Source organism: Pseudomonas sp. L-22-4S-12 (genome assembly GCF_009799935.1).
Classification (GTDB): domain Bacteria; phylum Pseudomonadota; class Gammaproteobacteria; order Pseudomonadales; family Pseudomonadaceae; genus Aquipseudomonas.
This window is the reverse complement of the sequence record NZ_WELL01000001.1, coordinates 742299-768231: the sequence shown is the minus strand read 5'-3', so window position 1 is coordinate 768231 and position 25933 is coordinate 742299. Positions and strand designations below refer to the sequence as shown.

The following is a 25933-nucleotide window of genomic DNA, read 5'->3' as shown; positions in this document are numbered from 1 at the left end:
ACCCCGCCAGGCCGGCTGGCTTGGCCCTGACGGCCCCGCTGCGCTACCATCCGCGCACCCTAACCGCTCCGAATAGGACGTTGCGATGAATCGAGTGTTGTACCCAGGCACCTTCGACCCCATCACCAAGGGCCATGGCGACCTGGTGGAGCGAGCCGCACGCCTGTTCGACAGCGTGATCATCGCCGTGGCCGCCAGCCCGAAGAAGAACCCGCTGTTCCCCCTGGAGCAACGGGTCGAACTGGCCCGCGAAGTCACCAAGCACCTGCCCAACGTCGAGGTCGTCGGCTTCTCCACCCTGCTCGCGCACTTCGCCAAGGAACAGGGCGCCAACGTGTTCCTGCGCGGCCTGCGCGCGGTCTCCGACTTCGAGTACGAGTTCCAGCTGGCCAACATGAACCGCCAGCTGGCCCCGGACGTGGAAAGCCTGTTCCTCACTCCGTCGGAAAAATACTCCTTCATTTCCTCGACCCTGGTCCGGGAAATCGCCGCTCTCGGCGGCGATATCAGCAAATTCGTCCACCCGGCTGTGGCCGACGCCCTGACCGCACGCTTCAAGCAGTGAGCCGAAGACCCTGCGCGGCATTGCCGCGCATGGCGCCCGCCTCGCCAATCCGGCACAATTCCATCTCTCGATGTCTGTAAATGTCGTGGCCAGCGGCCCGGCAGGAGTTGTTCCATGTCCCTGAAAATCACCGACGACTGCATCAACTGCGATGTCTGCGAACCCGAATGCCCGAACGGCGCCATTTCCCAGGGCGAGGAGATCTACGTGATCGATCCCAACCTGTGCACCGAATGCGTCGGCCACTATGACGAGCCGCAGTGCCAGCAGGTTTGCCCGGTGGATTGCATCCCCCTCGACGAGAATAACGTCGAGAGCAAGGACGAACTGATGCACAAGTACCGGATCATCACCGGCAAGGCCTGATCGCCCGCGCCCCAAGCGGGCGCAACTCCGCTAGGCTTGTCGTCCACAGCGGCCGCTCGACGATCACTCGCATGCTCAACAAAGCCTTTCTCACCTGCCTGCTACTGGCCTGGGCGCTCGGCGTCCAGGCCGTCACCGCCCCCGAGCAGGCCGCCGTCGCCACCGCCCACCCCGCCGCCACCGTCGCCGGCCTGGAAACCCTGGCCCATGGCGGCAACGCCTTCGATGCGGCCGTCGCCATCAGCGCCGCCCTGGCCGTGGTCGAACCTTACGGTTCGGGGCTCGGCGGCGGCGGCTTCTTCCTCCTGCGCCAGGCCGGCGAACAGCCGAGCTATCGCTTCCTCGATGCCCGCGAGCGCGCCCCATTGGCCGCTCACCCCGATCTCTACCGGCGCAACGGCCAGGTGCAGCGCGAGCTGTCGCTGAACGGCGCCCTGGCCGCCGCCATCCCCGGCCTGCCGGCGGCGCTGGTGGTGCTGGCCGAACGCTACGGCCAGCTGCCGCTGAGCGACTCGCTGGCCCCGGCCATTCGCCTGGCGCGCGATGGCGTGGGCATCGACCGGGTCTATCGCGAACGCGCCGAATGGCGCCTGCAGGCCCTGCTGGCCGACGAGGAAAGCGCGCGAATCTTTCTCGAACAGGGGCGCATTCCCGCCGAGTACGGCCTGCTGCGCCAGCCGGAACTGGCGCGCACCCTGGAACGCCTGGCCGAGGGCGGCCATGCCGGCTTCTACGCCGGCGATACCGCGCGCCGGCTGATCGCCGGGGTGAAGGCGGCCGGCGGCATCTGGAGCCCCCGCGATCTGGCCAGCTACAAGGTGGTCGAACGCCAGCCGCTGCGCTATGCGCTGGCCGACAACCGCGAGCTGATCACAGCGCCGCCGCCATCGGCCGGCGGCGTGGCCCTGGCGCAGAGCCTGGGCATGCTGCAGCAACTGCCCTGGCGCAAGGCCGGCACCCTGCAGCGCAGCCACTACGTGGTGGAAGTGCTGCGCCGCGCCTATCGCGACCGCGGCCTGCTCGGCGACCCAGACCAGATGCGCAACCCGCTGGGCAAACTGCTCGCCCGGAATTACCTGCACCAGCTGGCCAAGGGCATCCACCTGCAGAACGCCACCGCCAGCAGCAGCCTGCCGCCCGCGCCGGCCTGGCGCGAAGGCGACCACACCAGCCACTTCACCGTGCTGGATCGCGCCGGCAATGCGGTGGCGGCGACCCTGTCGATCAACCTGCCGTTTGGCGCGGCCTTCACCGTACCGGGCACCGGCGTGCTGCTGAACAACGAGATGGACGACTTCGCCGCCGACCCGCAGGGCAGCAATGCCTACGGCCTCGGCGGCAGCCAGGCCAATGCCATCGCCGCCGGCAAGCGCCCGCTGTCGAGCATGAGCCCGACCTTTATCGAAAGCCCCGAGGAGCTGGCCAGCTTCGGCACCCCGGGCGGCAGCCGCATCCCGAGCATGGTGCTGCTGGCCATTCTCGACTACCTCGACGGCAAGCCGATCCAGCAGTGGCCGGCCAGTCCGCGCTATCACCACCAGTTCCAGCCGGATGTGCTCGAGCATGAGCCGGGCGCCTTCAGCGCCGGCCAGGTACACACCCTGGAAATGCGCGGCTACCGCCTGCAGAAGCTGGAGCGCCGCTACGGCAACCAGCAGGTGCTGCGCTGGCACAAGGCCGACGGCCGGGTCGAAGCCGCCAGCGACCCGCGCGGCATCGGCCAGGCGCAGCTGTGGAAATAATCCGGCGCACACGAAAAAGCCGGTCATTCGACCGGCTTTTCTTGTCGCCACGCAGGACTCAGTCCTTCTTGTAGCCGACCTCGGTGCAGCCCAGGCAACGCACGAAGGCCGCCGCGCCCGGCTCGACCACCAGCGCCTTGCCGGCTTCGCCGATATTGCCGCCCGCCGCGGTGAACGGCAGGCTGATCACGAACAGGCCCGCACCGATCACCGTGGCCGCGATCAGCAACGGACGGGCGATGATCAGGTCACCGGCCATGGCATAGCCCTTGGGCGTTTCGACGGTGTATGTCGGATCCCCGCTGCTGTTCTGCTGAGTCACTTCCGCCTGGGCCGGCAGAGCCAGCAGGCCAGTGGTCAGAGCCAACACCGCGGCGCAGGTGCGAAACAGATTCATGATTGCGGTCCTTCATTATGTAGTTATGCCGAACGATGCCGGTAACTATAACAGCGCTTGAGCAAATGTCAGCGTGAACGCCGTCAATCGCCGTGGAATGCATTCTCCGGCTTTTTCGGCTCGTAGGGCCGGAAAAACGCCAGCAACGTCCGGATGTCGGCGTCGGCATCGCCGGTGGGCTGGAACGGCGGGCCGATCACCACGCGCCGGTTGCGGTAGTCCAGGGCTCCGGGAACTATGGGCACGCCGGCGCCGCGGGCGATATGGTAGAAGCCCATGCGCCAGCGCTCGACCTTCTTGCGCGTGCCCTCCGGCGACAGCACCAGGATGAACTGCTCGTGGCTGTGGAACGCCTGGATCGCCTGGTCGACCACGTTCAGGCGCAGATGACGGTGGATCGGGATGCCGCCCCAGGCCTTCAGCAGGCCGGCGAAGGGCCAGATGAAGATGCTGTGCTTGCCGAACCAGCGCGCATTCAGGCGCAGGACGAACTTCACCGCGATGAAGATCACGAAGTCCCAGTTCGAGGTGTGGTGGGCGCCGATCACCACGAACTGGTCCAGCGCCGGCATCTGCCCCTCGATGCGCCAGCCCATCAGTTTCAGCACGCTACGCCCCAGCCACTCCGCGAATGGATTGGCCGGTAGATAATTGCCCGACATCGTTGTTCCCACTGCTTGTTCTTGCTCTTGTTCTTATTCTTGGCCGGCTCGCGCGGCTATCGGCTAGCGCTGGCATTTCGGGCAATACACGCTGGCCCGTTGCCCCAGTTTGACCTCGCGCAAGGTGCTGCCACAAGCCTTGCAGAACTCGCCGCCACGGCCGTAGACGAACAGCTCCTGCTGGAAATAGCCGGGCTGGCCGTCGCCGCCGACGAAGTCGCGCAGGGTGGTGCCGCCGCGTTCGATGGCATGGGCGAGGATGCGCTTGATCGCCTCGGCCAGCTTCACATAGCGCGCCCGGGAAATCGTGCCGGCCTCGCGGCGCGGGTCGATGCCAGCGGCGAACAGTGCTTCCGTGGCGTAGATGTTGCCGACGCCCACCACCACCGCGTTGTCCATGATGAACGGCTTGACCGCCATCGAGCGCCCGCGTGACAGCTGATACAGGCGCTCACCATCGAACAGCCCGGTCAGCGGCTCCGGCCCCAGCTTGCGCAGCAGCTCATGGTTGAGCGGGTCGCTGCTCCACAGCAGCGCGCCGAAGCGCCGCGGGTCGGTGTAGCGCAGCGCCAGGCCCGACTCCAGTTCGATATCGACATGCTCATGCTTGGCCGCCGGCGTGCCCACCGGCACCAGGCGCAGGCTGCCGGACATGCCCAGGTGGCCGATCAGGGTGCCGCTCTCGGCCTGGATCAGCAGGTACTTGGCGCGCCGCTCGACGCACTCGATGCGCTGCCCGGACAGGCGCACGTCGAGGTCCTCGGGGATCGGCCAGCGCAGGCGGCGCTCGCGCACGACCACGCGACTGACGCGCTGACCCTCGAGGAACGGCGCGATGCCGCGGCGGGTGGTTTCGACTTCAGGGAGTTCAGGCATGACGAACGACGGATACGGCAGGGGGAAGCGGCCACCTTAGCAGGAAGCCGCCAGGCGGGCGAAGTCCGGCTCAGCCGGCGCCCAGGTCGTGGATGCTTTCCTTGAGGGTCTGGAAGTCGTATTCGGTCAGGCCGACATACTCCAGCACCTGCTGCTGGATGCTCTGCCACTCGTGATCCTCGTCCTGGTTGCCCAGCACCCGGTAGCTGCCGCAGATGTGCTCGGCCATCTTGAGGATGGCGATCAGCGTCTTCAGCTGCGCGTCGCGGCTGGTGTCCTCTTCGAAGATCGACAGGGCATTGTGGTGGTTGGCGATCGCCTCGCACAGGTGCAGCGGCAGGTTCCACGACTTGGCGGTGAAATAGCCGACCACCGCATGGTTGGTGTTGAGCAGGCGGTTCTCGGTATCGACGATGCGCCGCTCGCTGTTGGCGCTGTAGTAGGCCTCCTCCAGCACCGTCATGTAGTTGGGGAAGCGCTTGATCATCAGCGGGATGCCGCAGTTGTGGAACAGGCCGAGGGTGTAGGCCTCGTCCGGCGCCTGGTAGCCGATGCGCTTGGCCAGGGTCAGGCAGGTCATGGCCACGTCCTGGGCGGTGTCCCAGAAGCGGTTGAGGGTGACGATGGTCTCGTCGCTCATCTCGCCCTTGATCGACTGGGCGTTGATCAGGTTGATCACCGAGTTGCAGCCGAGCAGGTTGACCGCCTGCTGGATCGAGGCGATGCGGTTGGCCAGGCCGAAGAACGGCGAGTTGACGATCTTCAACAGGGCGCCGGACAGGCCCGGGTCCTGGCTGATCAGCTTGGCAATGCTGCGCAGGTCCGGGTTGGGCATGACCTGCTCCATCTGCAGGTCGACCATGATTTGTGGCTGCGGCGGCACGCTGATGCCCTGCAGCACTTGCTGAATCTGTTCGGCGGAAAGTTCTTGGGCCATGACCACGGCAACTGAAATGAGAAATTCGCCACAGTTTAGCCAAAGCCTTCCCGACTCCGCAGCCAACTTTTGTATCCGCCGCGGGAACGACCCACCAATCGCCCGGCGTCGCCGTTTTTTATCCGTGGCAATCGTCATGCAGCAGCGGCCGAGGCCGCTCTGCGGCTATAATTCCGCTCTTTTTCCCGGAGCCGCCCCGATGTCCCTGCCCAGCCTGCGCCTCAAAGCCAATGCCGATCGCCGCCTGCGCGCCGGCCATCTGTGGGTCTATAGCAACGAGATCGACGTCGCCGCCACCCCGCTGACCGGTTTCCAGGCCGGCGACCAGGCCATCCTCGAGGCCGCTGGCGGCAAGCCGCTGGGCATAGTCGCGATGAGCCCGAACAACCTGATCTGCGCCCGCCTGCTGTCGCGCGACGTCAAGCACATCCTCGACAAGTCGCTGCTGGTACACCGCCTCAACGTCTGCCTGTCCCTGCGTGATCGCCTGTTCGACCAGCCCTTCTACCGCCTGGTGTACGGCGACTCCGACCTGCTGCCGGGCCTGGTGGTCGACCGTTTCGGCGACTACCTGGTGGTGCAGCTGGCCTCCGCCACCATGGAGCACCACAAGCACCACCTGATCGAAGCCCTGGTGCAGGTGCTCAAGCCGCGCGGCATCCTGTTCAAGAACGACTCCAAGGCGCGCGATGCCGAAGGCCTGACGCGCTATGTCGACGCCGTGTTCGGCCAGGTGCCGGAGTGGGTCGCCCTGGAAGAAAACGGCGTGAAGTTCGAGGCCCCGGTGATCGAAGGGCAGAAGACCGGCTGGTTCTACGACCACCGCATGAACCGCGCGCGCCTGGCGCCCTACGTCAAGGGCAAGCGCGTGCTCGACCTGTTCAGCTACATCGGCGGCTGGGGCGTGCAGGCGGCGGCGTTCGGCGCCAGCGAAGTATTCTGCGTGGACGCCTCGGCCTTCGCCCTCGACGGCGTCGAGCGCAATGCCGCGCTGAACGGCGTGGCCGATAAGCTCACCTGCGTCGAAGGTGACGTGTTCGAGGCGCTCAAGGAACTGAAAGCCGCCGAAGAACGCTTCGACGTGGTGGTCTGCGATCCGCCCGCCTTCATCAAGCGCAAGAAAGACATCAAGAACGGCGAGGCCGCCTACCGCCGCCTCAACGAAACCGCCATGCGCCTGCTCGGCAAGGACGGCATCCTGGTCAGCGCCAGCTGCTCCATGCACCTGGAAGAGGACCATCTGCAGAACATCCTGCTGACCAGCGCCCGCCACCTGGACCGCAACATCCAGCTGCTCGAACGCGGCAGCCAGGGCCCGGATCATCCGGTGCACCCGGCCATCGCCGAGACCCGCTACATCAAGAGCCTGACCTGCCGCCTGCTGCCCAACAGCTAAGCACCTGCCGGCGCCTCGCGGGGCGCCGGCCCGGCTCATTGTTCGCCAGGCGGCAACGGCACGTAGAGTTCGCCGCCGACCTGCAGGCTCTGGTAGCGCGGCTTGACCAGCTTCACGCTGCCCTGGCGCGCCGCCTCGATCAGGTCTTCGCTGGAATAGGCCTGCTCGAAGCTGCCGGCCACCTGCCACTCGCCGCGCTGGTTACGGGCGAAGAAGAACAGCTCGCTGCCGTAGTGCCGGGTCGGTAGCAACAACACCTCGTTGCGCCCGTCGGCATCCATGTCCACGGCCCACAGCAGGCAGCCGGCATGGCCGCACTCATCCTGCAGCGTCTGCTCATCCACCACCCGCTGCGCCTCGTCCTCGGCCGGGCCGATCCAGTCCAGGGTCTGCGCCGGCATGGCCTGCGCATCGAGCGCAGCCGCGCCATAAGCACCCTGTTCGACCAGCTCATCCATGCGTGCCAATAGCGCGGCACGGGGCGCTGCCTCAAGCAGCTCGCCGGCCTGCAGGCGCGCCTTCAGTTCATCGAACTGCTGCACGCCGGGATGCCCCAGCTCATAGCGCAGATAGGCCACCTCGAAGTCTTGCGCACTGACCTTGCCCGCCAGCAGCCGCTGCACCTGGCTGCGCGCGCTGACATCCAGCGCATTCAGCCCGGGGCTGTGCGCCAGCACCAGCAACACGCAGACCAGCAGCGCCAGCGGCGGGTTGCTGCGCCGCAGGCTGCCCAGCCAGACGGCCTGGCGCGGACGCAACGCCCACAGCAGGGCCAGCCCATGCAACAGCGCCACCAGCACCAGCAGGGCGGCATAGAAGCGCTGCGGCGTGACCCCGTACTGGGCAAGGCGCAGGTAGGTCGAATAACCGGCCAGCGCCGCCAGTACCGGCATGCACAGCACGCTGGCATCCACCAGGCGACGCAGCAAACGCGGATACCCGGGCGCCGCGCTGCCATCCTGGAATACGCCATTGAGCAACAGCAGGTTGATGAAGATCAGGCACAGCAGAATCGCCGTCGAATGCCCGGTATTCCAGATCGCCTGCAAGCCGGTGAACGGCAGGGCCAGGGTGAACAGCACGGCGATCAGCGCACTCAGTGGCAGGAGGAAGCGGCACAGGGCCAGCAGAATGCCGCGCAGCAGGCCGATCACCCGCTCGCTTTCACAACCCATGCGCACACCCACGGCGAACACCAGCAGCGAGCTGATGGCCATGAAGCCCGGCGAGGTGAACAGCTCGCCGAACAGGTCGATGCCAAGCATGGCGAACAGGCCGGCCCAGAGGCTCAGCAGCAGGCAGAACAGGCCCACCAGCAGTAACGCCAGGAGCAGGATGAAGGCGTTGTTCCAGGCATGGCGGAACAGGTCCTCGTAGCGCAGGCGCCCTTGCTCGCGGGTCGGCCAGCCGAGAATGAAGGCGATGGCGATATAGCCCAGCACCTGCGCACCGAGGCTCCAGCTGAGCAGCAACTGGCCATCATCGGGGCCCTCGTCGCCGAGCGGCCTGGCCTGCCAGAGCACCCAGCCACTGATGACCGCCATCAGCACCGCGAGCCCAGCCAGCAGGGCCAGAGCCGCGCGATCACGGCTCTGGCCGCCGAGCAGTTGCAGGCCCAGGCCGCCGACCAGGCCCAGGGTGACCAGCGCGCAGGCCAGGCTGGCCAGCCAGCGCGCCGAGTCGCCCAGGCTCAGGCCCCACCAGAGCAGCAGGCCCTGGCACAGGCCGATGGCCAGATAGAAGGAAAGGGAACGGGTCGGTGCAGCGCTCATGCCGGTCATCCTTGCAGGCGGGGTTGTGCGGGCGCGCAGTCTAATCCAGGCGCCGCCACCGCGTTGCGCATTGCTTCGGCAAATCGCCGCCCGGACAACCATTCGGCCCGCGGCCTTTCGTGTTGTCCACGCCTGGGATTAGAATCGCCACTCCCCTGCCACACCCTCAGGCGGGCCAGTGAGCCCCGGCCGGGCCCGCGGCGATCCCGCGGCGCCGCTACGCCATGTCCGACGCAACGGTGATTTTCCGTTTGCCTACGGCGCCTTCCACGCTCACCCTATGACCATTACCTGAATAGCCTGCAGGAACGCCGCAATGCCCGATTACCGCTCGAAGACCTCCACCCACGGCCGCAACATGGCCGGCGCCCGCGCCCTGTGGCGCGCCACCGGGATGAAGGACGAAGACTTCAAGAAACCGATCATCGCCATCGCCAACTCCTTCACCCAGTTCGTGCCCGGCCACGTGCACCTGAAGGACCTCGGCCAGCTGGTCGCCCGCGAGATCGAGAAGCACGGCGGCGTGGCCAAGGAATTCAACACCATCGCCGTGGACGACGGCATCGCCATGGGCCACGACGGCATGCTCTATTCGCTGCCGAGCCGCGAGATCATCGCCGACTCCGTGGAATACATGGTCAACGCCCACTGCGCCGACGCCATCGTCTGCATCAGCAACTGCGACAAGATCACCCCCGGCATGCTGATGGCCGCCCTGCGCCTGAACATCCCGGTGGTGTTCGTCTCCGGCGGGCCGATGGAAGCCGGCAAGACCAAGCTGGCCAGCCACGGCCTGGACCTGGTCGACGCCATGGTGGTGGCCGCCGACGATTCCTGCTCCGACGAGAAGGTCGCCGAGTACGAGCGCAGCGCCTGCCCGACCTGCGGCAGCTGCTCCGGCATGTTCACCGCCAACTCGATGAACTGCCTGATGGAAGCCCTGGGCCTGGCCCTGCCGGGCAACGGCTCGACCCTGGCCACCCACAGCGACCGCGAGCAGCTGTTCCTGCGCGCCGGGCGCCTGGCCGTCGAGCTGTGCCAGCGCTACTACGGCGAGAACGACGAGTCGGTGCTGCCGCGCAACGTCGCCAACTTCAAGGCGTTCGAGAACGCCATGAGCCTGGACATCGCCATGGGCGGCTCGACCAACACCATCCTGCACCTGCTGGCCGCCGCCCAGGAAGGCGAAGTGGCCTTCGACCTGCGCGACATCGATCGCCTGTCGCGCAAGGTGCCGCAGCTGTGCAAGGTGGCGCCGAACATCCAGAAGTACCATATGGAAGACGTGCACCGCGCCGGCGGCATCTTCAGCATCCTCGGCGAGCTGGCCCGCGGCGGCCTGCTGCACACCGACGTGTCGACCATCCACAGCCCGAGCATGGCCGACGCCATCGCCCAGTGGGACATTACCCAGACCAGCGACGAAGCCGTGCACACCTTCTTCAAGGCCGGCCCGGCGGGCATCCCGACCCAGACCGCCTTCAGCCAGTCGACCCGCTGGGAAACCCTGGACGACGACCGCGCCGAAGGCTGCATCCGCAGCATCGAGCACGCCTACTCCCAGGAAGGCGGCCTCGCGGTTCTTTACGGCAACATCGCCCTGGACGGCTGCGTGGTGAAGACCGCCGGCGTGGATGAGTCCATCCATGTGTTCGAAGGCACGGCGAAGATCTTCGAGAGCCAGGACGGCGCCGTGAAGGGCATCCTCAATGACGAGGTGAAGGCCGGCGATATCGTGATCATCCGCTACGAAGGCCCGAAAGGCGGCCCGGGCATGCAGGAAATGCTCTACCCGACCTCGTACCTGAAGTCCAAGGGCCTGGGCAAGGCCTGCGCCCTGCTCACCGACGGCCGCTTCTCCGGCGGCACCTCGGGCCTGTCGATCGGCCACGCCTCGCCGGAAGCGGCCGCCGGCGGCGCCATCGGCCTGGTGCGCGAAGGCGACAAGATCCTCATCGACATCCACCAGCGCAGCATCAACCTGCTGGTCAGCGATGAAGAACTGGCCAAGCGCCGCATCGAGCAGGACCAACTGGGCTGGAAACCGGCCGCGCCGCGCGCGCGCAAGGTGACCACCGCGCTCAAGGCCTACGCCCTGCTCGCCACCAGCGCCGACAAGGGCGCGGTGCGCAACAAGGCGCTGCTGGACGGCTGAGTCCGCCGTTGCAGCAACCGAAAGCCCGGCCCAGCGCCGGGCTTTTTCGTCTGCGCGCCTGCGCAGGAACGGCTTCAGCCGCGAACGACTCCTGCCGGATGATCGTTCAGCTCAACCCCATGTAGCGCCCGGCCCGGTGATTGATCGCCAGCACCAGATTGAGCATCACCGCACCCAGCACCGACAGGGCGACCTTGTCCGGCGCCACGACGAAGATCGAGGCCAGCACGATGGCCGCATCGACGCCCATCTGCACGGCACCGGCGCGCAGGCCGAAGCGCTCCTGCAGGTACAGCGCGAGGATATTCACCCCGCCCAGGCTGGCGCGGTGGCGGAACAGCATGAGCAGCCCGAGGCCCATGGCGAAGCCGCCGAACACGGCGGCGTAGAGGGGGTTCAGCTCGGCGAACACCACCCAGCGCGGCGTCAGCTCGGCGAACAGCGACACCAAGGCCACGGCGCAGGCCGTGCGCAGGGTGAACGGCCAGCCCATGCGCCACAGCGCCAGGGCATAGAACGGCAGGTTGAGCAGGAAGAACACCAGGCCGAACGGCCAGCCGGCCAGGTACTTGAGCAGGAAGGCCAGGCCCACCGTGCCGCCGGTAAGCAGCCCGGCGTGGCTGTAGAAGGCGATGCCCAGGGCCACCATGGCGGTGCCGAACAGCAGCGCCAGGGCATCCTCCCAGAGCGGGTGGCGGACGAATAGCTCGGCAACCGCCTCGGGTTGCGCGCTGGCGGCAGTTTTGTCGGTCATGGTCAGGATCTCATCGCCCGGGCATTGCCGCGAGCTTAGGGCAACACCCGCTGGGGCGAGATAACGTGGATCAAGAAAAAGGCGGCCCCATCGGGAGCTGCCGGGCACACGGCAGGAGCCTCTGCCACGGGAGCGCTCAGCGGCGCTGCCAGGTCTCGAAGCAGTGCGCCGGCGCCGACTCGACGGCCGCCTGCGGCTCACGCACGACACAGTCCCAGGCCGCTTCGTCGAAGGCCGGGAACCAGGCATCGCCTTCGGGCTGCAGCGCCACGCGGGTCAGGTACAGGCGCTCGGCCTGGGCCAGGCCCTGCTCGTAGAGCTGCGCGCCGCCGATCAGCATCAGCTCGTCGACGCCCTGTTCACGCGCCCACTGGTCGGCGCGGGCGATGGCGGCCTCCAGCGAGACGAAGACTTCCGCGCCCTGCAGCTGCAGATCGGCCTGGCGGCTGACCACCAGGTTGAGGCGGCCGGGCAGAGCACGCCCCAGCGAATCCCAGGTCTTGCGGCCCATGATGATCGGCTTGCCGAGGGTCAGGGTCTTGAAGTGCTTGAGGTCCGCCGGCAGGTGCCAGGGCAGTTGATTGTCGCGACCGATCACGCGGTTGTCGGCGAGGGCGGCGATCAGGCAGAGGGGCAGGGTCGTTTTCATCGGCGCAGGATAACGGCTCGGCCGCCAGCAATGAAGCCCGAGAGCCGCAACCAGGCCGGACGGTCGCCCGGCACGGCTTGCCCCGGGCCCCGCCGCAGCGGTTATGCTCATGCCTGCAACCACCAACGGACTGCCGCGTGCCCCTGACTGCCAAGCCCTCGCCCACCCGCCTGCAACGCCTCTGGCTGTGCGAAACCCTGCGCCTGCGCGAAGAGCACGCCGGCCCGCTGGAAGACGGCGAAGCCAACCGCCACGCGCGCCGGCAGGGCGGCGACCTGGCCGGGTGCATCGAGGCCCGCGCCCTGCTCCTCGCCGAGCGCGACGGCCAGTTGCAGGCCCAGCAGCACTGGCTGCAGGGCGCGCGCCTGGCCCTCGGCCTGCTGCTGGTGCTGGCCCTGCTCAGCGGCGCCGGCCTGGCCCTGGCCGCCCTGGGCGACGGCAGCCGCCCGGTCAACGTGTTCTGGGCCCTGGGCAGCCTGCTCGGCCTGCACCTGCTCCTGCTGCTTGGCTGGGCACTCGGCCTGCTGCTGGCCGGCGACCACAACGCCGCCCTCGGCCGACTGTGGCTATGGCTCAGCGAAAAACTGGCGCGCGACGCCCGCGCCGCGCAACTGGGCCCGGCACTGGTGTTGCTGCTGCAACGCCGACGCCTCAACCGCTGGCTGCTCGGCCTGCTGGTGCATGGCCTGTGGCTGGTCGCCTTGCTGAGCGCCGGGCTGATGCTGCTGCTCCTGCTCAGCACCCGGCGTTACGGCTTCGTCTGGGAAACCACCCTGCTCGCCGGCGATACCTTCGTCGCCCTGACCCAGCTGCTCGGCGCCCTGCCCGCCCTGCTCGGCTTCCCCATCCCGGATGCCGCCACCATCCGCGCCAGCGGCGACAGCGCCCTGGCCGTGGAAGCCGCACGGCATGCCTGGGCCGGCTGGCTGCTCGGCGTGCTGCTGGTGTTCGGCCTGCTGCCGCGCGCCCTGCTCCTGCTGCTGTGCCTGTGGCGCTGGCAACACGGCAGCGCGCGCCTGGCGCTCGACCTCGGCCTGCCCGGCTACCGCCTGCTGGGCGAACGCCTGCAACCGGCCAGCGAACGCCTCGGCGTGCTGGATGCCGCGCCGGCCAGCCTGAGCGAAGCCCAGGGCGGCAGCACCCGCCTGGACAGCAGCGGTGCCGTGCTGGTGGCCATCGAACTGGACCCGCAGCGCCCCTGGCCGCCGGCCCTGCCCAAGGCGGTCGCCGATGCCGGCGTGCTGGACAGCCGCGAACAGCGCCAGCAACTGCTCGACCAGCTCGTCCGCTTCCCGCCGGCGCGCCTGGCCATCGCCCTCGACCCGCGCCGCTCGCCGGATCGCGGCACCCTGGCGCTGCTCGGCGAGCTGGCGCGCACGGCCGCGGCCACGCGCATCTGGCTGTTGCCGCCGGCGCCGGGCGAGACCCTCGACAGCGAGCGCCTGGGCGACTGGCACGCCGCCCTGCAACGCCTGGCGCTACCCTTCGCCGACAGCGCGCCGCTGGCCTGGCTGGAGCATGGTCATGACTAAGCCGCTGAAACTGGCCGTGGTCGGCCACACCAATGTCGGCAAGACCTCGCTGCTGCGCACCCTGACCCGCGACGTCGGCTTCGGCGAGGTATCCCATCGCCCCAGCACCACCCGCCATGTCGAAGGTGCCCGCCTGTCGGTAGCCGGCGAGGCGCTGCTGGAGCTGTACGACACCCCTGGACTGGAAGACGCCATCGCCCTGCTCGACTACCTGGAACGCCTGCAACGTCCCGGCGAGCGCCTGGATGGCCCGGCGCGGCTGGCGCGCTTTCTCGACACTGGCGAGGCGCGCCAGCGTTTCGAGCAGGAGGCCAAGGTGCTGCGCCAGCTGCTGGCCAGCGATGCCGGGCTGTACGTGATCGACGCCCGCGAGCCGGTGCTGGCCAAGTACCAGGACGAGCTGGCGGTGCTGGCCGGCGCCGGCAAGCCGCTGCTGCCGGTACTCAACTTCAGCGCCAGCGCCCAGCAGCGCGAGCCGCAGTGGCGCGAGGCCCTGGCCCGCCTCGGCCTGCATGCGCTGGTGCGTTTCGACACGGTGGCGCCACCGCTGGATGGCGAGCGGCGCCTGTACGAGAGCCTGGCCCTGCTGATCGAGTCGGCGCGACCCCAGCTGCAGCGGCTGATCGACGACCACGAGGCGCAGGCCGCGGCCCGCCACCAGGCCGGCGCCCGCCTGATCGCCGAGCTGCTGCTGGACTGCGCCGCCTGCCGGCGCAGCGTGGCCAGTCAGACCACCATCGAGCAGGCCGAGGTCCGCGCCCTGCACCAGGCCATCCGCCAGCGCGAACAGGCCTGTGTCGACGCGCTGCTGCGCCTGTATGCCTTCCGCGCCGAGGATGCCCGCACCGGCGACCTGCCGCTGCTGGACGGACGCTGGGGCGACGACCTGTTCAACCCGGAGACCCTGCGCCAGCTCGGAGTCAGCGTCGGTGGCGGCATGGCCGCCGGTGCAGCCGCCGGGGCCGGCATCGACCTGCTGGTCGGCGGCCTCAGCCTGGGCGCCGCGGCGGTCATTGGCGCGCTGGCCGGCGGCGGCCTGCAGACCGCGCGCAACTACGGCAGGCGCCTGCTCGGCAAACTCAAGGGCCAGCGCGAACTGACGGTGGACGACGGCGTGCTGCGCCTGCTCGCCCTGCGCCAGCGCCTGCTGCTGGCTGCGCTGAACGCCCGCGGCCATGCCGCGACCACGGCGATCCAGCTCGACACGCCGCAGGACAAGAGCTGGCGCGAAGCCAAGCTGCCCGAGGCCCTGCGCAAGGCCCGCGCCCACCCCGAATGGTCGTCGCTGAATCCCAGCGCGCGCCTGGAGCAGGGCGAACGCCAGGGCCAGGTCGAGCGGCTGACCCAGGAACTGCTGCAGCCCTAGCCCGTGGCCGCGACGTTCGCGGCTGCGGTCGCCGCCCCTGCAAGCGGACTCAGCCCCTGCGCCCCAGGCTGGTCCACAGGGTGGCGCCGACTATCAGCAGGCCGCCGAGCCAGGCCTGCAGGCTCAGTTGCTCGCTCAGCCAGAGCACGGCGAACAGCGCGCCGAACAGCGGCTCGCTGCCCATCAGCAGCGCCACCCGGGTCGGGCTGCTGCGGCGCAGGGCGTGGTTCTGCACGAAGAAGGCAAACAGGGTGGCGAACAGCACCAGGTACAGGCTGCCGGCCCAGAACGCCGGGGCCGTCGGCAGCGCCGGCAGGCCGCCGGGCAGCAGCAGGCTGCCGAGCAGCAGGCAGCCGCCGCCGATCACCCCGGTCTGCACCGCGGTCAGCGCCAGGGCCGGCACCTGGCTGTCGGCGGTCAGGCGCCGGGTCAGGCACACCAGCAGGGCGCGCAGCAGCGCGGCCAGCAGCATCAGGCCGTCGCCCAGGTTGAACTGCAGGTCGACGCCGCCGCTGAGCAGCCAGGTGCCCAGCAGCGACAGGCCCACCGCCGGCAGCAGGCGCCCGTCCGGTCGCTCGCCGAGCAGCAGCCACTCGACGAAGGGGGTGATCACCACGCACAGGCTGATCAGGAAGGCCGCGTTGCTGGCGCTGGTCAGCAGCACGCCGTAGGTCTCGCAGAGGAAGATCGCCAGCATCACCCCGCCCAGCGGCAGGCCGGGCGCCCAGGCCGAGCGGCCGGCGCCGCGCAGCTGCGGCAGGAGGATGAGGAAGGTCAGGCAGAAGCGCACGGCGAGAAAGCCCAGCACCGGGTAGAACGCCAGCGCCTGCTTGGCCACCCCGTAGCTGGTGCCCCAGACCAGCGCCACGAGCAGCAGCAGGACGTCGCTGAGCTGCAGCAGACGGACGGGAACGGGGCGGATCAGGGTCGACATGGCGGCGGGTCTCGGCAGGGTCAGGCCGAGATTGTCCATTGAGCCGATGAAAAGGATAATCCAGCGACATCACACAAGACTTGTTCACCATGAGCACAAATACACCCAACCACCTGCTCCCGCTGATGGCCAGCTTCGTCCGCGTGGTGGAGTGCGGCAGCTTTTCCGCGGCGGCGCGCCAGCAGGGCAGCACGGCCTCGGCCCTGAGCCGGCAGATCGCCGCCCTGGAACAGGCCCTCGGCCTGCGCCTGCTGGAGCGCACCACCCGCCGGCTGCGCCTCTCCGAGGCCGGTGCCGAGGTGTTCGAGCGCTGCCGCGAGATGCTCGGTGCGGCGCAGGCGGCCCTGGCGGTGGGCGAGCGGCTGATGAGCCATCCGCGCGGGCGGGTGCGCCTGTCGGTGCCCAAGGCCTTCGGCAAGTTCCTGGTCGCGCCGCTGATGGCGGAATTCCTGGCGCGCTACCCGGAGGTGGACGTCAGCCTCAACCTCAGCGACCGCAGCCCGGACCTGATCGCCGAGCAGTTCGACCTGCTGGTGTGCATCACCGACCAGCCGCCGCCGGGCCTGGCCGGGCGCCCGCTGTGCAGCGTGCGCCAGCTGCTGTGCGCCAGCCCGGCCTACCTGGCCGCGCACGGCACGCCGCAGCACCCCCAGGAGCTGGTGCGGCATGCCTGCCTGTATCTCGACGAAAGCGCGGACGATCACCGCTGGCATTTCAGCAACGGCAACCAGCAGTGCGTGGTGGCGGTGCGCGGGCGCTTCGCCAGCAACCACAGCGAGGTGCGCCTGCACGGCGCGCTGAACGACCTGGGCATCGCCTGCCTGCCGCACTTCACCGCCGCCCAGGCCCTAGCCGAGGGCCGCCTGCAGCAGGTACTGGGCGACTGGCGCTACACCGGCTCCTACCAGGGCACGGCGTGGATCCTCTACCACCCCAGCCGCCACCTGCCGCCGAAGCTGCGGGTGCTGATCGACCACCTGGCCGCGGGGCTGGGCCAGGCGCAGGCTTGAGTCGGAACGGGCCTGGTGCGCACGGCGCACCCTACAGACGCCGGCCTCGGCTGGGCGCCGCCGGCCGGCGAGCGGTCAGACCGCCACAGGCGCGCTGATATGCGGGTGGGCCTGGTAGCCGACCAGCTCGAAGTCCTCGAACCGGAAGGCGAACAGGTCCTTCACCGCCGGGTTGAGTTTCATCACCGGCAGCGGCAGCGGCTCGCGGCTCAGCTGCAGGTCGGTCTGCTCGATGTGGTTGGCGTACAGGTGGCAGTCGCCGCCGGTCCAGATGAAGTCGCCCGGTTGCAGGCCGCAGACCTGGGCGATCATCAGGGTCAGCAGGGCATAGCTGGCGATGTTGAACGGCACGCCGAGGAAGATGTCGGCCGAGCGCTGGTACAGCTGGCAGCTCAGCTTGCCGTCCGCCACGTAGAACTGGAACAGGGCGTGGCACGGCGGCAGGGCCATCTCGTCGACCAGCGCCGGGTTCCAGGCGGAGACGATCAGCCGGCGCGAATCCGGGTTGCTCTTGATCATCTCGACCAGCTTGCCGATCTGGTCGATCGAGCCGCCGTCCGGCGCCGGCCAGCTGCGCCACTGGTAGCCGTAGACCGGGCCGAGGTCGCCGTTCTCGTCGGCCCACTCGTCCCAGATGCGCACGCCGTTGTCCTTCAGGTACTGGATGTTGGTGTCACCCTGGAGGAACCACAGCAGCTCGTGGATGATGGATTTCAGGTGGCACTTCTTGGTGGTCACCAGGGGGAAGCCATCGGCCAGGTTGAAGCGCATCTGGTGGCCGAACACCGAGTAGGTGCCGGTGCCGGTGCGGTCGCTCTTGAAGGTGCCGGTGGTGCGCACCAGGCGCATCAGGTCGAGGTACTGTTTCATCACGCGGCTCCCGGGGCGGTTTGGCGTTTGTAGGCGTAGGCGATCAGGCCGAGGCCGCCGAGGATCATCGGCAGGCAGAGGATCTGGCCCATGGTCAGCCAGCCACCGGCCAGGTAGCCGAGCTGGGCATCCGGCACGCGGACGAACTCGACGATGAAGCGGAACACCCCGTAGCTGGCGGCGAACAGGCCCGACACGGCCATGGTCGGGCGCGGCTTGCGCGAGTAGAACCAGAGGATGGCGAACAGGGCGATGCCTTCCAGGGCGAACTGGTACAGCTGCGAGGGGTGACGGGCCAGCTGCTGCGGGTCGGTGGGGAAGACCATCGCCCAGGGCAGGTCGGTGGCCTTGCCCCACAACTCGGCGTTGATGAAGTTGCCGATGCGCCCGGCGCCCAGGCCGATCGGCACCAGCGGGGCGATGAAGTCCATCAGCTGGAAGAAGCTCTTGTCATTGCGCCGGCCGAACAGCCAGGTGGCCAGCATCACGCCGAGCAGGCCGCCGTGGAAGGACATGCCGCCTTCCCATACGCGGAGGATCTTCAGCGGCTCGGCGATATAGGCCGAGAGGTCGTAGAACAGCACATAGCCCAGGCGCCCGCCGAGGATCACGCCCATGGCCACCCAGAACACCAGGTCGGAGAGCTTCTCCTTGCTCCAGGTCGCGTCGAAGCCGGCCAGGCGGCGCGAGGCCAGCAGCCAGGCGCCGCCGATGCCGACCAGGTACATCAGGCCGTACCAGTGGATCTTGATCAGGCCCAGATCGAGGGCGACCGGGTTTATCTGCGGGTAAGGCAGCATTCAAAACTCCTTAGATCAGGAAATTCACGCCCACTACGAGGAGCAGTAGGGCGAACAGACGCTTGAGCAGGCGCGGCGACAGCTTGTGCGCCAGGCGCGCACCGAAACGGGCAAAGAACATGCTGGTCAGCGCAATACCCAGCATCGCCGGCAGGTAGACGAAACCCAGGCTCCACTGCGGCAAGCCCGGTTCGTTCCAGCCGATCAGCATGAAGCTCAGGGCGCTGGCGGCGGCGATCGGCAGGCCGCAGGCCGACGAGGTGGCCACCGCCTGCTGCATCGGCACGCTGCGCCAGGTGAGGAACGGCACGGTCAGCGAGCCGCCACCGATGCCGAAGATCGCCGAGGCCCAGCCAATCAGCCCACCGGCGGCAGTCAGCCCGACCTTGCCTGGGACCATGCGACTGGCCTTGGGTTTCAGCTCCAGGCCCATCTGGATGGCAATGACGATGGCGAACACGCCAATGATCTTCTGCAGCAGCGGGCCCTGGATGGCCGCCGCGGTCAGGCTGCCGAGGCCGGCGCCGAGGAGGATGCCGAGGGTCATCCAGGTGAACACCGGCCACAGCACCGCACCCTTGCGCTGGTGCTCCAGCACCGAATTGATCGAGGTGAAGATGATGGTGGCCAGCGAGGTGCCGACGGCCAGGTGGGTCAGCACGCTCGGCTCGAAGCCCTGGGCGGTGAAGCTGAACACCAGCACCGGCACGATGATGATGCCGCCGCCGACGCCGAACAGCCCGGCCAGCACGCCCGCCGCCGCCCCCAGCAGCATGTAGAGAAGGAATTCCATGACACCCCCGTAAACGAAGCGGCATGGTAACGGATGCGCCCCCGCCCCTCCAGCCGCGGGCGACCAGCGCCGGCGACCGCAGCCGGGCGGCGCGCCGAAGGCGCTGCGACGGGGCCGCCACGGCACAGCCGCGACAGGCGGCCAGCGCCTGCGAGGATCTGTTGACGCTTAACCGTCAACAGGTCCTAAACTGCCTACGACAAGGAGAAGCCCATGTGCCTGATCGTGTTCGCCTGGCGCCCCGGCCATGCCCAGCCCCTGCTGCTGGCGGCCAACCGCGATGAGTTCTACCACCGCCCGAGCCTGCCCCTGGGCCAGTGGGCGGACGCCCCCGGCCTGTACGCCGGACGCGACCTGCAGGCCGGCGGCACCTGGCTGGGGGTAACGGCGGACGGCCGCTTCGCCGCCCTGACCAATATCCGCGACCCGAACCAGGCCAAGGGCCCGCGTTCGCGCGGCGAACTGCCGGTGGACTTCCTGCGCGGCGCGCTGGACGCCGAGAGCTACCTGGCCGAGGTGGTGGAGCGCCGGGGGCAGTACAGCGGCTTCAACCTGCTGCTGGGCAATCGCCACGAACTGCTCTTCCTCAATTCCCAGGAGGGCCGCATCCGCCGCTTGCAGCCGGGTCTCTACGGCCTGTCCAACGCCGAGCTGGATACGCCCTGGCCGAAAGTGCTGCGCGCCACCGCCCACCTCGCCGGCTGCCTCGGCGACCCGCAGCCGCAGCCGCTGCTCGACCTGCTGCGCGACTGCAGCCAGCCGCCGCGGGTGCTGCTGCCGGACACCGGCATCGGCGTGGACTGGGAACTGCTGCTGTCGAGCATCTTCATCGTCGGCCCCGGCTACGGCACCTGCGCCAGCAGCGCCCTGCTGCTGCATGCCGACGGTAGCCTGCAACTGGTCGAGCGGCGCTTCGATACCCAGGGCAATGTCGAAGGCGAGATCGACCTGCGTCTGACGCCGACCTAGGCCGGCAGCAGGGCAACGGGGGCGGACGCCGGCAACAGGGCCTGCTGGAGCGACGGCGCGGGGCCGCTGATGCGGAAACCCGCGCAGAGGCCGCTCAGATTGCCGGCCAGGCGCTCCAGACGCAGGCTGTCCTCGGCCACCTCGGCGGCGCCGCGGGCCGTATCGACAGCGATGCCGCGGGCCTGTTCGATCAGGCGCTCCACCTCGGCGGCGGCGGTCAGCTGCTCGCGGGTGGACACGCCAATGCTCTTGATCGCCTCGATCGAGCAGTGCACCCGATCCAGCAACTGCACCGTGTTGCCGGTGTATTCCACGCAGCGCTGCACCAGCTCCTGGCTGCGTTGCATGGCGACCACCGAACGCTCGGCGCCACCCTGCAAGGCCTGGATCATGGCCTGGATTTCGCCCGTGGCCCGCTGAGTGCGCTGCGCCAGCTGACGAACCTCGTCGGCCACCACGGCAAAGCCGCGGCCCTGCTCGCCGGCCCGCGCCGCCTCGATGGCGGCATTCAGCGCCAGCAGATTGGTCTGCTCGGCCACCGCATGGATCACCTCCAGCACATGCCCGATCTGCCGGGTATCGGCGGCCAGGGCGTGGATCACCGCGTTGCTCGCCTGCATGTCCAGCGCCAGCGCCTGGATGCACTGCTGAGTCTCGGCAATGGCCTGCACGCCGGCGCTGGCGTCGGCATCGGCGGTCAGCGCAGTGGCCGCCGCCTGTTCGGCGCCGGCCGAGACGCAACCGACCGCTAGGTGCAAGTGGCCGACTGCCTGATCCATCCGCTGCGACACACCGAGCAGGGTTTCGCCGCCGCAGCTGAGGCGGGCGGTGGACTCGCTGAGGCTGTGGCTGGTGTCGCGCAGCTCGTCACTGGCCGCCACCACTCGCCCCACCAGACGGTCGAGCAGGCCGAGAAAATGATTGAAACGCCCGGCCAGGCTGCCGCCGGAAGCACTGCGGTAGGCCAGGTCGATGGCATTCTCGTCGCGCAGCAGATGCTCGGAAGTTCGCTGCAGGTCCTCGCCGGCCGCCGCCTCGCGCGCGCCGCTCTGGGCCAGCACCAGCAGCACCAGGGTCTCTGCCACTACATAGAAAGCATGCAACAGCACCACCGGCCAACCACTGCCGGCAGCCACCAGCTGGATCACCTCGCCCCGTTCCTGCAGGGCAAAGAAACCCAGGTGATGCACGGCGATCAGCGCGGCAGCGCAGACGATCGGCAGCCAGTCGCGGTAATAGAGGAGGAAGGCCAGCAGGACGAAGACGCTGAAGTGCATCTCGACCATGCCATGGCTCTGTTGGATGTGCAGCGCAGCCAGCACCATGAAGGCGGCGCCCATCAGCGCACGGTACAGACGGCTACCGCCGATCATGAAATACAGCAGCGACAACGCCAGCAAGGTGCCGCCGCCAGCGCTGAGAGCCAGCGGCCAGTTGCCGAACCAGGCCGCCAGGCCAAAGGCGTAGAGAGTCATGCCGGACAACACACCGAGCATCAAGCGGTCGGCTCGCTGGAAGAAACTGGGGCTCATGGTCGGCCTCCCTGCTGACTGATAGCAAAACAATGGCCATTCAGTAGTAGTCGGCAGAATGCCGGGTGACAAGATAGCGTCAGGCGATGGACGCCAGAAGCCCGACAAATGGCTCACGGCTACTGGTGACACAGCAGGCAAGGCCGGCAACCACCCCGAACACTTCAGGCTCAGTCAGCCCGCCCAGTCGCAGAAACAGCCCACCGCCAGGTTGCTGTCGGCGCGCACCGGGCGGCCGGCGCTCAGGGCCTCTAGGATCGGCTCGATGAAGCTGTTGCTCGAGGTGCACAGCGCGCCCTCGCTGTAGGGGCCGAAATAGGCCAGCTGGCCCTGCTGGTCCCAGATCGCCACCGCCGGGCTGGCCGGCAGCTGTTCGCTGCCGGGCAAGGCGGCCAGCGGCTGCAAGGCGCTCAGGCTGTCCGGCAGGCGGCCCTGGCTGCCGGCCTTCTGCAGCGCATAGAACTGCACGCCGCGCGGCACATAGGTGTGCAGCAGTTCGGCGAGGTGCTGCTGGTTGCCGACATTGCACGGGCAGGCCGGGTCCCAGAAATGCACCACGCGGATCGCCCCCGGGCCGGCCAGCTCGGCCGGCAGGCGCAGGGCCGCGCCGGAGAACAACTCGGTGCGCTCGTCGAACGGGCGGATATAGCGCGCCTCGAACCACCAGAAGGCGAACAGCATCGCGCCCAGCCAGACGATGGCGAGCAGGCTGGCAAGGACGACTTTCAAACGCGAGGCGGGCATGGCGAAGACTTCGGCGGCGGGCCTCATAGCTTGCCACGGCAACCGCGACAGCTGAATATCATGATCCAGACCGCCACCTGCACGAGCCCCCAGTCGACCATGTCCAGCCCCATGCCAGAGCCCTTCCAGCCCGAGCGCCTGCGCCGCAGCCTGCGACCCTTGGCCGCAGCGCGCGAGCCGCTGAGCGCCGAGGCGCAGGCCTACCAGCACTACTTCGGCCTGGACCTGCCGGGCGGCGGTGCGGTGCATCGGCAGCTCGGCTGCTTCGAGCAGGACGGCCTGCGCATCGTCACCCAGCTCTGGCTGCCGGCCGAGCCACAGGCCACGCTGATCCTGCTGCACGGCTACTACGACCACATGGGCCTGTACCGCCATGTGATCGACTGGGCGCTGCAGATGAATTACGCCGTGCTGGCCTGCGACCTGCCCGGCCATGGCCTGTCCGCCGGGCCGCGGGCCAGCATCGAAGACTTCGCCCACTACCAGCACACCCTGCAGGGGCTGTTCGCCGAAGCCGCCGCCCTCGACCTGCCGCAACCCTGGCACCTGTGCGGGCAGAGTACCGGCGGGGCGATCCTGATCGACCACCTGCTCACCGGCCAGGCGCGCCCCGAGGCCGGCACCAGCATTCTCCTGGCGCCGCTGGTGCGCCCGCGCGCCTGGGGCCTGTCGAAGCTCAGCTACCAGCTGCTCAGCCCGTTCCGCGAGCAGATCCCGCGGCGCTTCTCGGCCAACTCCAGCGACGCGGCCTTCCTCGATTTCGTGCAGAACCGCGACCCGCTGCAGCCCCGCCACCTGCCGACCGCCTGGGTCGGCGCCCTGGCCAAGTGGATCCCGCGGATCGAGGCGGCGCCGCGCAGCGCCCTGAGCCCGCTGATCGTGCAGGGTGAAGAGGACATGACGGTGGACTGGCAGCACAACCTCGGGGTGCTGCAGGACAAGTTCGCCCGGCCGCAGATCATCCGCCTGCCCGGCGCCAAGCATCACCTGGCCAACGAGAGCGACGAGTTGCGCCAGCGCTATTTCGCCGCGCTGCGCGAGCGCCTGGGCTGAACCTAGGGTCTGTTTCCGTTTCGTTCACGGCCGCGACGGAGCGCGAACAGACCCTAGCGGCCGCTGACCGCCAGGCCGCTGCGCAGGGCGGCCAGGGCTGCCTGGTAGTAGGCCTGGCCCGCCGGCGACTGGGCGAAGCTGACGAACTCCTCCAGCTCCGGGTCGGACAGCTCGCGGTAGACGTACAGCAGGGTGTCATCCAGGTTGTTGCCGATCTGCGTCATCAGCTGCTCGCGCTGGCCCTGCATCAGCGCCTCGGTCTGCCCGCCGCCGAGCAGGCCGGGGAGCATCTGGCTGAGGCTGTCGGCGGCCACGCCGGCCAGGGCCATGCTCACCTCGGTGCCGGCTTCCTGGGCCGGCAGGGCCTGGGCCAGGTGGCGCACCAGCAGGCGTCGGGTGGCACTGGCCTCGCTGCGCGGCAGGCCGTTGGCATGGGCGGCCAGCTGGTCGCGGCGGGTCGCCAGAGTCTCGGCGGCGATGATCTTGCGCCCCAGCGGCGACTCGAAGAACTGCAGCGCCGGCTGCGGGTCGGCCAGCTGCGCACGCAGGGTGGCCTGGGCACGCTGGTCCATGGCCTGCGGGGCGAAGCGGCGGTTGCTGTTGTCGACCAGGGCCTGGTACACCCCCGGCGGCAGGCTGTCGCGGTAGCGCAGCTGGGCCGCGGCCAGGGCCGCGCTGAAATTCGCCCGCTGCTCGGGCCAGCCGCCGGCCTGGTACAGGCGGGCCTGCTCGTCGGCAAGGGAAGTCAGGCTGCACAACAGCAATACGAAGGCGAACACGGCACGCATGGGGGGCTCCTTTCTGGCGCAGCCATTTTCCGGGGCGGCGCCAAGCTTGTCGAGGCGACTTATCGAGGTGCAGCGGCAGCACTGCTAGAATCGCCGCCATGCCTACCGACCTCGACCCGCAGCTGCTGCCACCGATCATCGACGACCTCGCCCTCCAGGGCTGGTCGCGGCAGGAGCATTTCCTGCCAGACAGTCTGACCCGCGAACTGGCCAGCGAGTGCCGCAAGCGCGCCGAAAAGGGCGCCCTGGCCCCCGCCGGGGTCGGCCGCGGCGAAGCGCTGGCGGTGCGCGAAGGCATCCGCGGCGACCGCATCCAGTGGCTGGAAGCCGGCCAGCACGCCGCCTGCGACCGCTACCTGGCGGCCATGGACGAGCTGCGCGCGGCCCTCAACCAGGCCTTCTTCCTCGGCCTGGCCGACTACGAGAGCCACTTCGCCCTCTACCCGCCGGGCAGCTTCTACCAGAAGCACCTCGACCGTTTCCGCGACGACGACCGGCGCACCGTATCGGCGGTGTTCTACCTCAACCAGGCCTGGCAGGCCGACCAGGGCGGCGCCCTGCGCCTCTACCCGCCAGGCGGCGAGGTGCTGGACGTGCTGCCGCAGAGCGGCACGCTGCTGCTGTTCATGTCCGCCGAGCTGCCCCACGAAGTGCTGCCGGCCAGCCGCGATCGCCTGTCGCTGACCGGCTGGTTCCGCCGCCGCGCCCTGTAACGGGAGGTCCCATGGAAAAAGTCCTGGTCAGTCGCTGCCTGCTCGGCCACAAGGTGCGCTACGACGGCGGCGCCCACGGCCCCTTCGACCTGCTCCAGCGCTGGCAGGCCGAGGGCCGCATCGTGCCGCTCTGCCCCGAGGTCGCCGGCGGCCTGCCGACCCCGCGCCCGCCGGCGGAAATCCCCGGTGGCCAGGGCGGGCTGGTGCTCGACGGCACCCAGCCAGTGCTGACCAACCTGGGCGAGAACGTCACCGCCGAGTTCGTCGCCGGCGCGCAGATCGCCCTGCAGCTGGTTCGCCAGTACGGCCTGCGGGTGGCCGTGCTCAAGGCGCGCAGCCCGTCCTGCGGCAACCAGCAGACCTACGACGGCAGCTTCAGCGCGACCCTGGTCGCCGGCGAGGGCGTCACTGCCGCCCTGCTGCGCCGTGCCGGGGTCAAGGTGTTCAACGAGCACCAGCTGGCCGAGGCCGCCGCCGAACTGCAACAGCTGGAGCAACTCGACGGCTGACCGGACGGAACCCGCGCCATCGCCTAGCAGGTCGTTGAAAAATGTTGGC

General features: G+C 68.9%; 26 protein-coding genes. 12 read left to right on the top strand and 14 right to left on the bottom strand.

Annotated features, from left to right (window positions below; genetic code table 11):
- Nucleotides 1-85 precede the first annotated feature (85 nt).
- From coaD to ggt, 3 genes are all read left to right on the top strand, one after another.
- Entirely contained in the window at nucleotides 86-565 is a 480-nt protein-coding gene (coaD, locus tag F3I16_RS03465) for a pantetheine-phosphate adenylyltransferase (protein ID WP_160076961.1), read from the top strand.
- A gap of 114 nt (nucleotides 566-679) precedes the next feature.
- The gene (locus tag F3I16_RS03460; protein WP_160076963.1) at nucleotides 680-931 is read left to right on the top strand and encodes a YfhL family 4Fe-4S dicluster ferredoxin; all 252 of its coding nucleotides are present in this window, start codon (nucleotides 680-682) and stop codon (nucleotides 929-931) included.
- Between the two features lie 71 nt (nucleotides 932-1002).
- Nucleotides 1003-2673 (top strand): gamma-glutamyltransferase, encoded by a 1671-nt coding sequence (gene ggt / locus F3I16_RS03455; protein ID WP_160492339.1) that lies wholly within the window; start codon nucleotides 1003-1005, stop codon nucleotides 2671-2673.
- Nucleotides 2674-2731: 58 nt separating this feature from the next.
- Here the strand turns inward: ggt and F3I16_RS03450 are convergent, their stop codons facing one another.
- From F3I16_RS03450 to F3I16_RS03435, 4 genes are all read right to left on the bottom strand, one after another.
- Nucleotides 2732-3070, bottom strand: coding sequence for a multidrug transporter (locus F3I16_RS03450; RefSeq protein WP_160076967.1), 339 nt, complete (start codon nucleotides 3068-3070; stop codon nucleotides 2732-2734).
- 83 nt (nucleotides 3071-3153) lie between these two features.
- Entirely contained in the window at nucleotides 3154-3732 is a 579-nt protein-coding gene (locus F3I16_RS03445; RefSeq protein WP_160492338.1) for a lysophospholipid acyltransferase family protein, read from the bottom strand.
- 63 nt (nucleotides 3733-3795) lie between these two features.
- A complete protein-coding gene (gene mutM / locus F3I16_RS03440) occupies nucleotides 3796-4608 on the bottom strand; it encodes a bifunctional DNA-formamidopyrimidine glycosylase/DNA-(apurinic or apyrimidinic site) lyase (protein WP_160492337.1) in 813 nt (270 codons plus the stop codon).
- Between the two features lie 70 nt (nucleotides 4609-4678).
- Nucleotides 4679-5491 carry an HDOD domain-containing protein gene (locus F3I16_RS03435; protein ID WP_160492908.1) on the bottom strand — a complete coding sequence of 271 codons (813 nt, stop codon included), beginning with the start codon at nucleotides 5489-5491 and terminating at the stop codon, nucleotides 4679-4681.
- A gap of 253 nt (nucleotides 5492-5744) precedes the next feature.
- On the opposite strand from F3I16_RS03435, the gene F3I16_RS03430 reads away from it, so the two are divergent.
- Complete coding sequence (locus F3I16_RS03430) at nucleotides 5745-6941, top strand: class I SAM-dependent rRNA methyltransferase (protein WP_160492336.1); 1197 nt, start codon at nucleotides 5745-5747, stop codon at nucleotides 6939-6941.
- Between the two features lie 35 nt (nucleotides 6942-6976).
- Here F3I16_RS03430 and F3I16_RS03425 read toward each other — a convergent pair whose 3' ends face one another.
- On the bottom strand, nucleotides 6977-8713 hold the full coding sequence (locus F3I16_RS03425; RefSeq protein WP_160492335.1) for a DUF4153 domain-containing protein: 1737 nt from the start codon (nucleotides 8711-8713) through the stop codon (nucleotides 6977-6979).
- Between the two features lie 316 nt (nucleotides 8714-9029).
- On the opposite strand from F3I16_RS03425, the gene ilvD reads away from it, so the two are divergent.
- Nucleotides 9030-10868, top strand: a complete 1839-nt coding sequence (gene ilvD / locus F3I16_RS03420; RefSeq protein WP_160492334.1) for a dihydroxy-acid dehydratase — start codon at nucleotides 9030-9032, stop codon at nucleotides 10866-10868.
- Nucleotides 10869-10974: 106 nt separating this feature from the next.
- Here ilvD and F3I16_RS03415 read toward each other — a convergent pair whose 3' ends face one another.
- Nucleotides 10975-11622: a YitT family protein gene (locus F3I16_RS03415; protein WP_160492333.1), complete on the bottom strand. Its 648-nt coding sequence runs from the start codon at nucleotides 11620-11622 to the stop codon at nucleotides 10975-10977.
- A 136-nt stretch (nucleotides 11623-11758) separates the two neighbouring features.
- Entirely contained in the window at nucleotides 11759-12271 is a 513-nt protein-coding gene (locus tag F3I16_RS03410; RefSeq protein WP_160492332.1) for a dihydrofolate reductase, read from the bottom strand.
- Nucleotides 12272-12414: 143 nt separating this feature from the next.
- Here F3I16_RS03410 and F3I16_RS03405 point away from each other — a divergent pair, with 143 nt between their 5' ends.
- Both F3I16_RS03405 and F3I16_RS03400 read left to right on the top strand, forming a co-directional pair.
- Nucleotides 12415-13803, top strand: coding sequence for a DUF2868 domain-containing protein (locus tag F3I16_RS03405; RefSeq protein WP_160492907.1), 1389 nt, complete (start codon nucleotides 12415-12417; stop codon nucleotides 13801-13803).
- Complete coding sequence (locus F3I16_RS03400) at nucleotides 13796-15169, top strand: DUF3482 domain-containing protein (protein WP_160492331.1); 1374 nt, start codon at nucleotides 13796-13798, stop codon at nucleotides 15167-15169. The genes F3I16_RS03405 and F3I16_RS03400 overlap by 8 nt, the downstream gene beginning before the upstream one ends.
- Nucleotides 15170-15218: 49 nt before the next feature.
- Here F3I16_RS03400 and F3I16_RS03395 read toward each other — a convergent pair whose 3' ends face one another.
- The gene (locus F3I16_RS03395) at nucleotides 15219-16103 is read right to left on the bottom strand and encodes a DMT family transporter (RefSeq protein ID WP_160492330.1); all 885 of its coding nucleotides are present in this window, start codon (nucleotides 16101-16103) and stop codon (nucleotides 15219-15221) included.
- An 89-nt stretch (nucleotides 16104-16192) separates the two neighbouring features.
- Between F3I16_RS03395 and F3I16_RS03390 the strand changes: the two genes are divergently transcribed.
- Nucleotides 16193-17113 (top strand): LysR family transcriptional regulator, encoded by a 921-nt coding sequence (locus F3I16_RS03390; RefSeq protein ID WP_160492329.1) that lies wholly within the window; start codon nucleotides 16193-16195, stop codon nucleotides 17111-17113.
- 75 nt (nucleotides 17114-17188) lie between these two features.
- Here the strand turns inward: F3I16_RS03390 and F3I16_RS03385 are convergent, their stop codons facing one another.
- Genes F3I16_RS03385 through F3I16_RS03375 form a run of 3 tightly spaced genes read right to left on the bottom strand, consistent with a single transcriptional unit; the run spans nucleotide 17189 to nucleotide 19576 of the window.
- Nucleotides 17189-17983 (bottom strand): thymidylate synthase, encoded by a 795-nt coding sequence (locus tag F3I16_RS03385; protein WP_160492328.1) that lies wholly within the window; start codon nucleotides 17981-17983, stop codon nucleotides 17189-17191.
- Nucleotides 17983-18783: a prolipoprotein diacylglyceryl transferase gene (lgt, locus tag F3I16_RS03380; protein ID WP_160492327.1), complete on the bottom strand. Its 801-nt coding sequence runs from the start codon at nucleotides 18781-18783 to the stop codon at nucleotides 17983-17985. Before lgt ends, F3I16_RS03385 begins: the two co-directional genes overlap by 1 nt.
- Nucleotides 18784-18793: 10 nt before the next feature.
- Nucleotides 18794-19576, bottom strand: coding sequence for a sulfite exporter TauE/SafE family protein (locus F3I16_RS03375; protein WP_160492326.1), 783 nt, complete (start codon nucleotides 19574-19576; stop codon nucleotides 18794-18796).
- A 213-nt stretch (nucleotides 19577-19789) separates the two neighbouring features.
- Between F3I16_RS03375 and F3I16_RS03370 the strand changes: the two genes are divergently transcribed.
- Nucleotides 19790-20545, top strand: coding sequence for an NRDE family protein (locus F3I16_RS03370; RefSeq protein WP_160492325.1), 756 nt, complete (start codon nucleotides 19790-19792; stop codon nucleotides 20543-20545).
- On the opposite strand, the gene F3I16_RS21315 is transcribed toward F3I16_RS03370, so the two are convergent.
- Both F3I16_RS21315 and F3I16_RS03360 read right to left on the bottom strand, forming a co-directional pair.
- Nucleotides 20542-21324 carry a methyl-accepting chemotaxis protein gene (locus tag F3I16_RS21315; protein ID WP_160492906.1) on the bottom strand — a complete coding sequence of 261 codons (783 nt, stop codon included), beginning with the start codon at nucleotides 21322-21324 and terminating at the stop codon, nucleotides 20542-20544. The two genes, F3I16_RS03370 and F3I16_RS21315, sit on opposite strands and share 4 nt — an antisense overlap.
- A gap of 927 nt (nucleotides 21325-22251) precedes the next feature.
- Entirely contained in the window at nucleotides 22252-22848 is a 597-nt protein-coding gene (locus tag F3I16_RS03360; protein ID WP_160492324.1) for a DUF6436 domain-containing protein, read from the bottom strand.
- Nucleotides 22849-22932: 84 nt separating this feature from the next.
- Between F3I16_RS03360 and F3I16_RS03355 the strand changes: the two genes are divergently transcribed.
- Nucleotides 22933-23874 carry an alpha/beta hydrolase gene (locus F3I16_RS03355; protein ID WP_160492905.1) on the top strand — a complete coding sequence of 314 codons (942 nt, stop codon included), beginning with the start codon at nucleotides 22933-22935 and terminating at the stop codon, nucleotides 23872-23874.
- A 53-nt stretch (nucleotides 23875-23927) separates the two neighbouring features.
- Here the strand turns inward: F3I16_RS03355 and F3I16_RS03350 are convergent, their stop codons facing one another.
- Nucleotides 23928-24662: a DUF2059 domain-containing protein gene (locus F3I16_RS03350; protein WP_160492323.1), complete on the bottom strand. Its 735-nt coding sequence runs from the start codon at nucleotides 24660-24662 to the stop codon at nucleotides 23928-23930.
- A gap of 98 nt (nucleotides 24663-24760) precedes the next feature.
- Here F3I16_RS03350 and F3I16_RS03345 point away from each other — a divergent pair, with 98 nt between their 5' ends.
- Complete coding sequence (locus tag F3I16_RS03345) at nucleotides 24761-25375, top strand: 2OG-Fe(II) oxygenase (RefSeq protein ID WP_160492322.1); 615 nt, start codon at nucleotides 24761-24763, stop codon at nucleotides 25373-25375.
- Nucleotides 25376-25386: 11 nt separating this feature from the next.
- Nucleotides 25387-25884, top strand: coding sequence for a DUF523 domain-containing protein (locus tag F3I16_RS03340; protein ID WP_160492321.1), 498 nt, complete (start codon nucleotides 25387-25389; stop codon nucleotides 25882-25884).
- Nucleotides 25885-25933 lie beyond the last annotated feature (49 nt).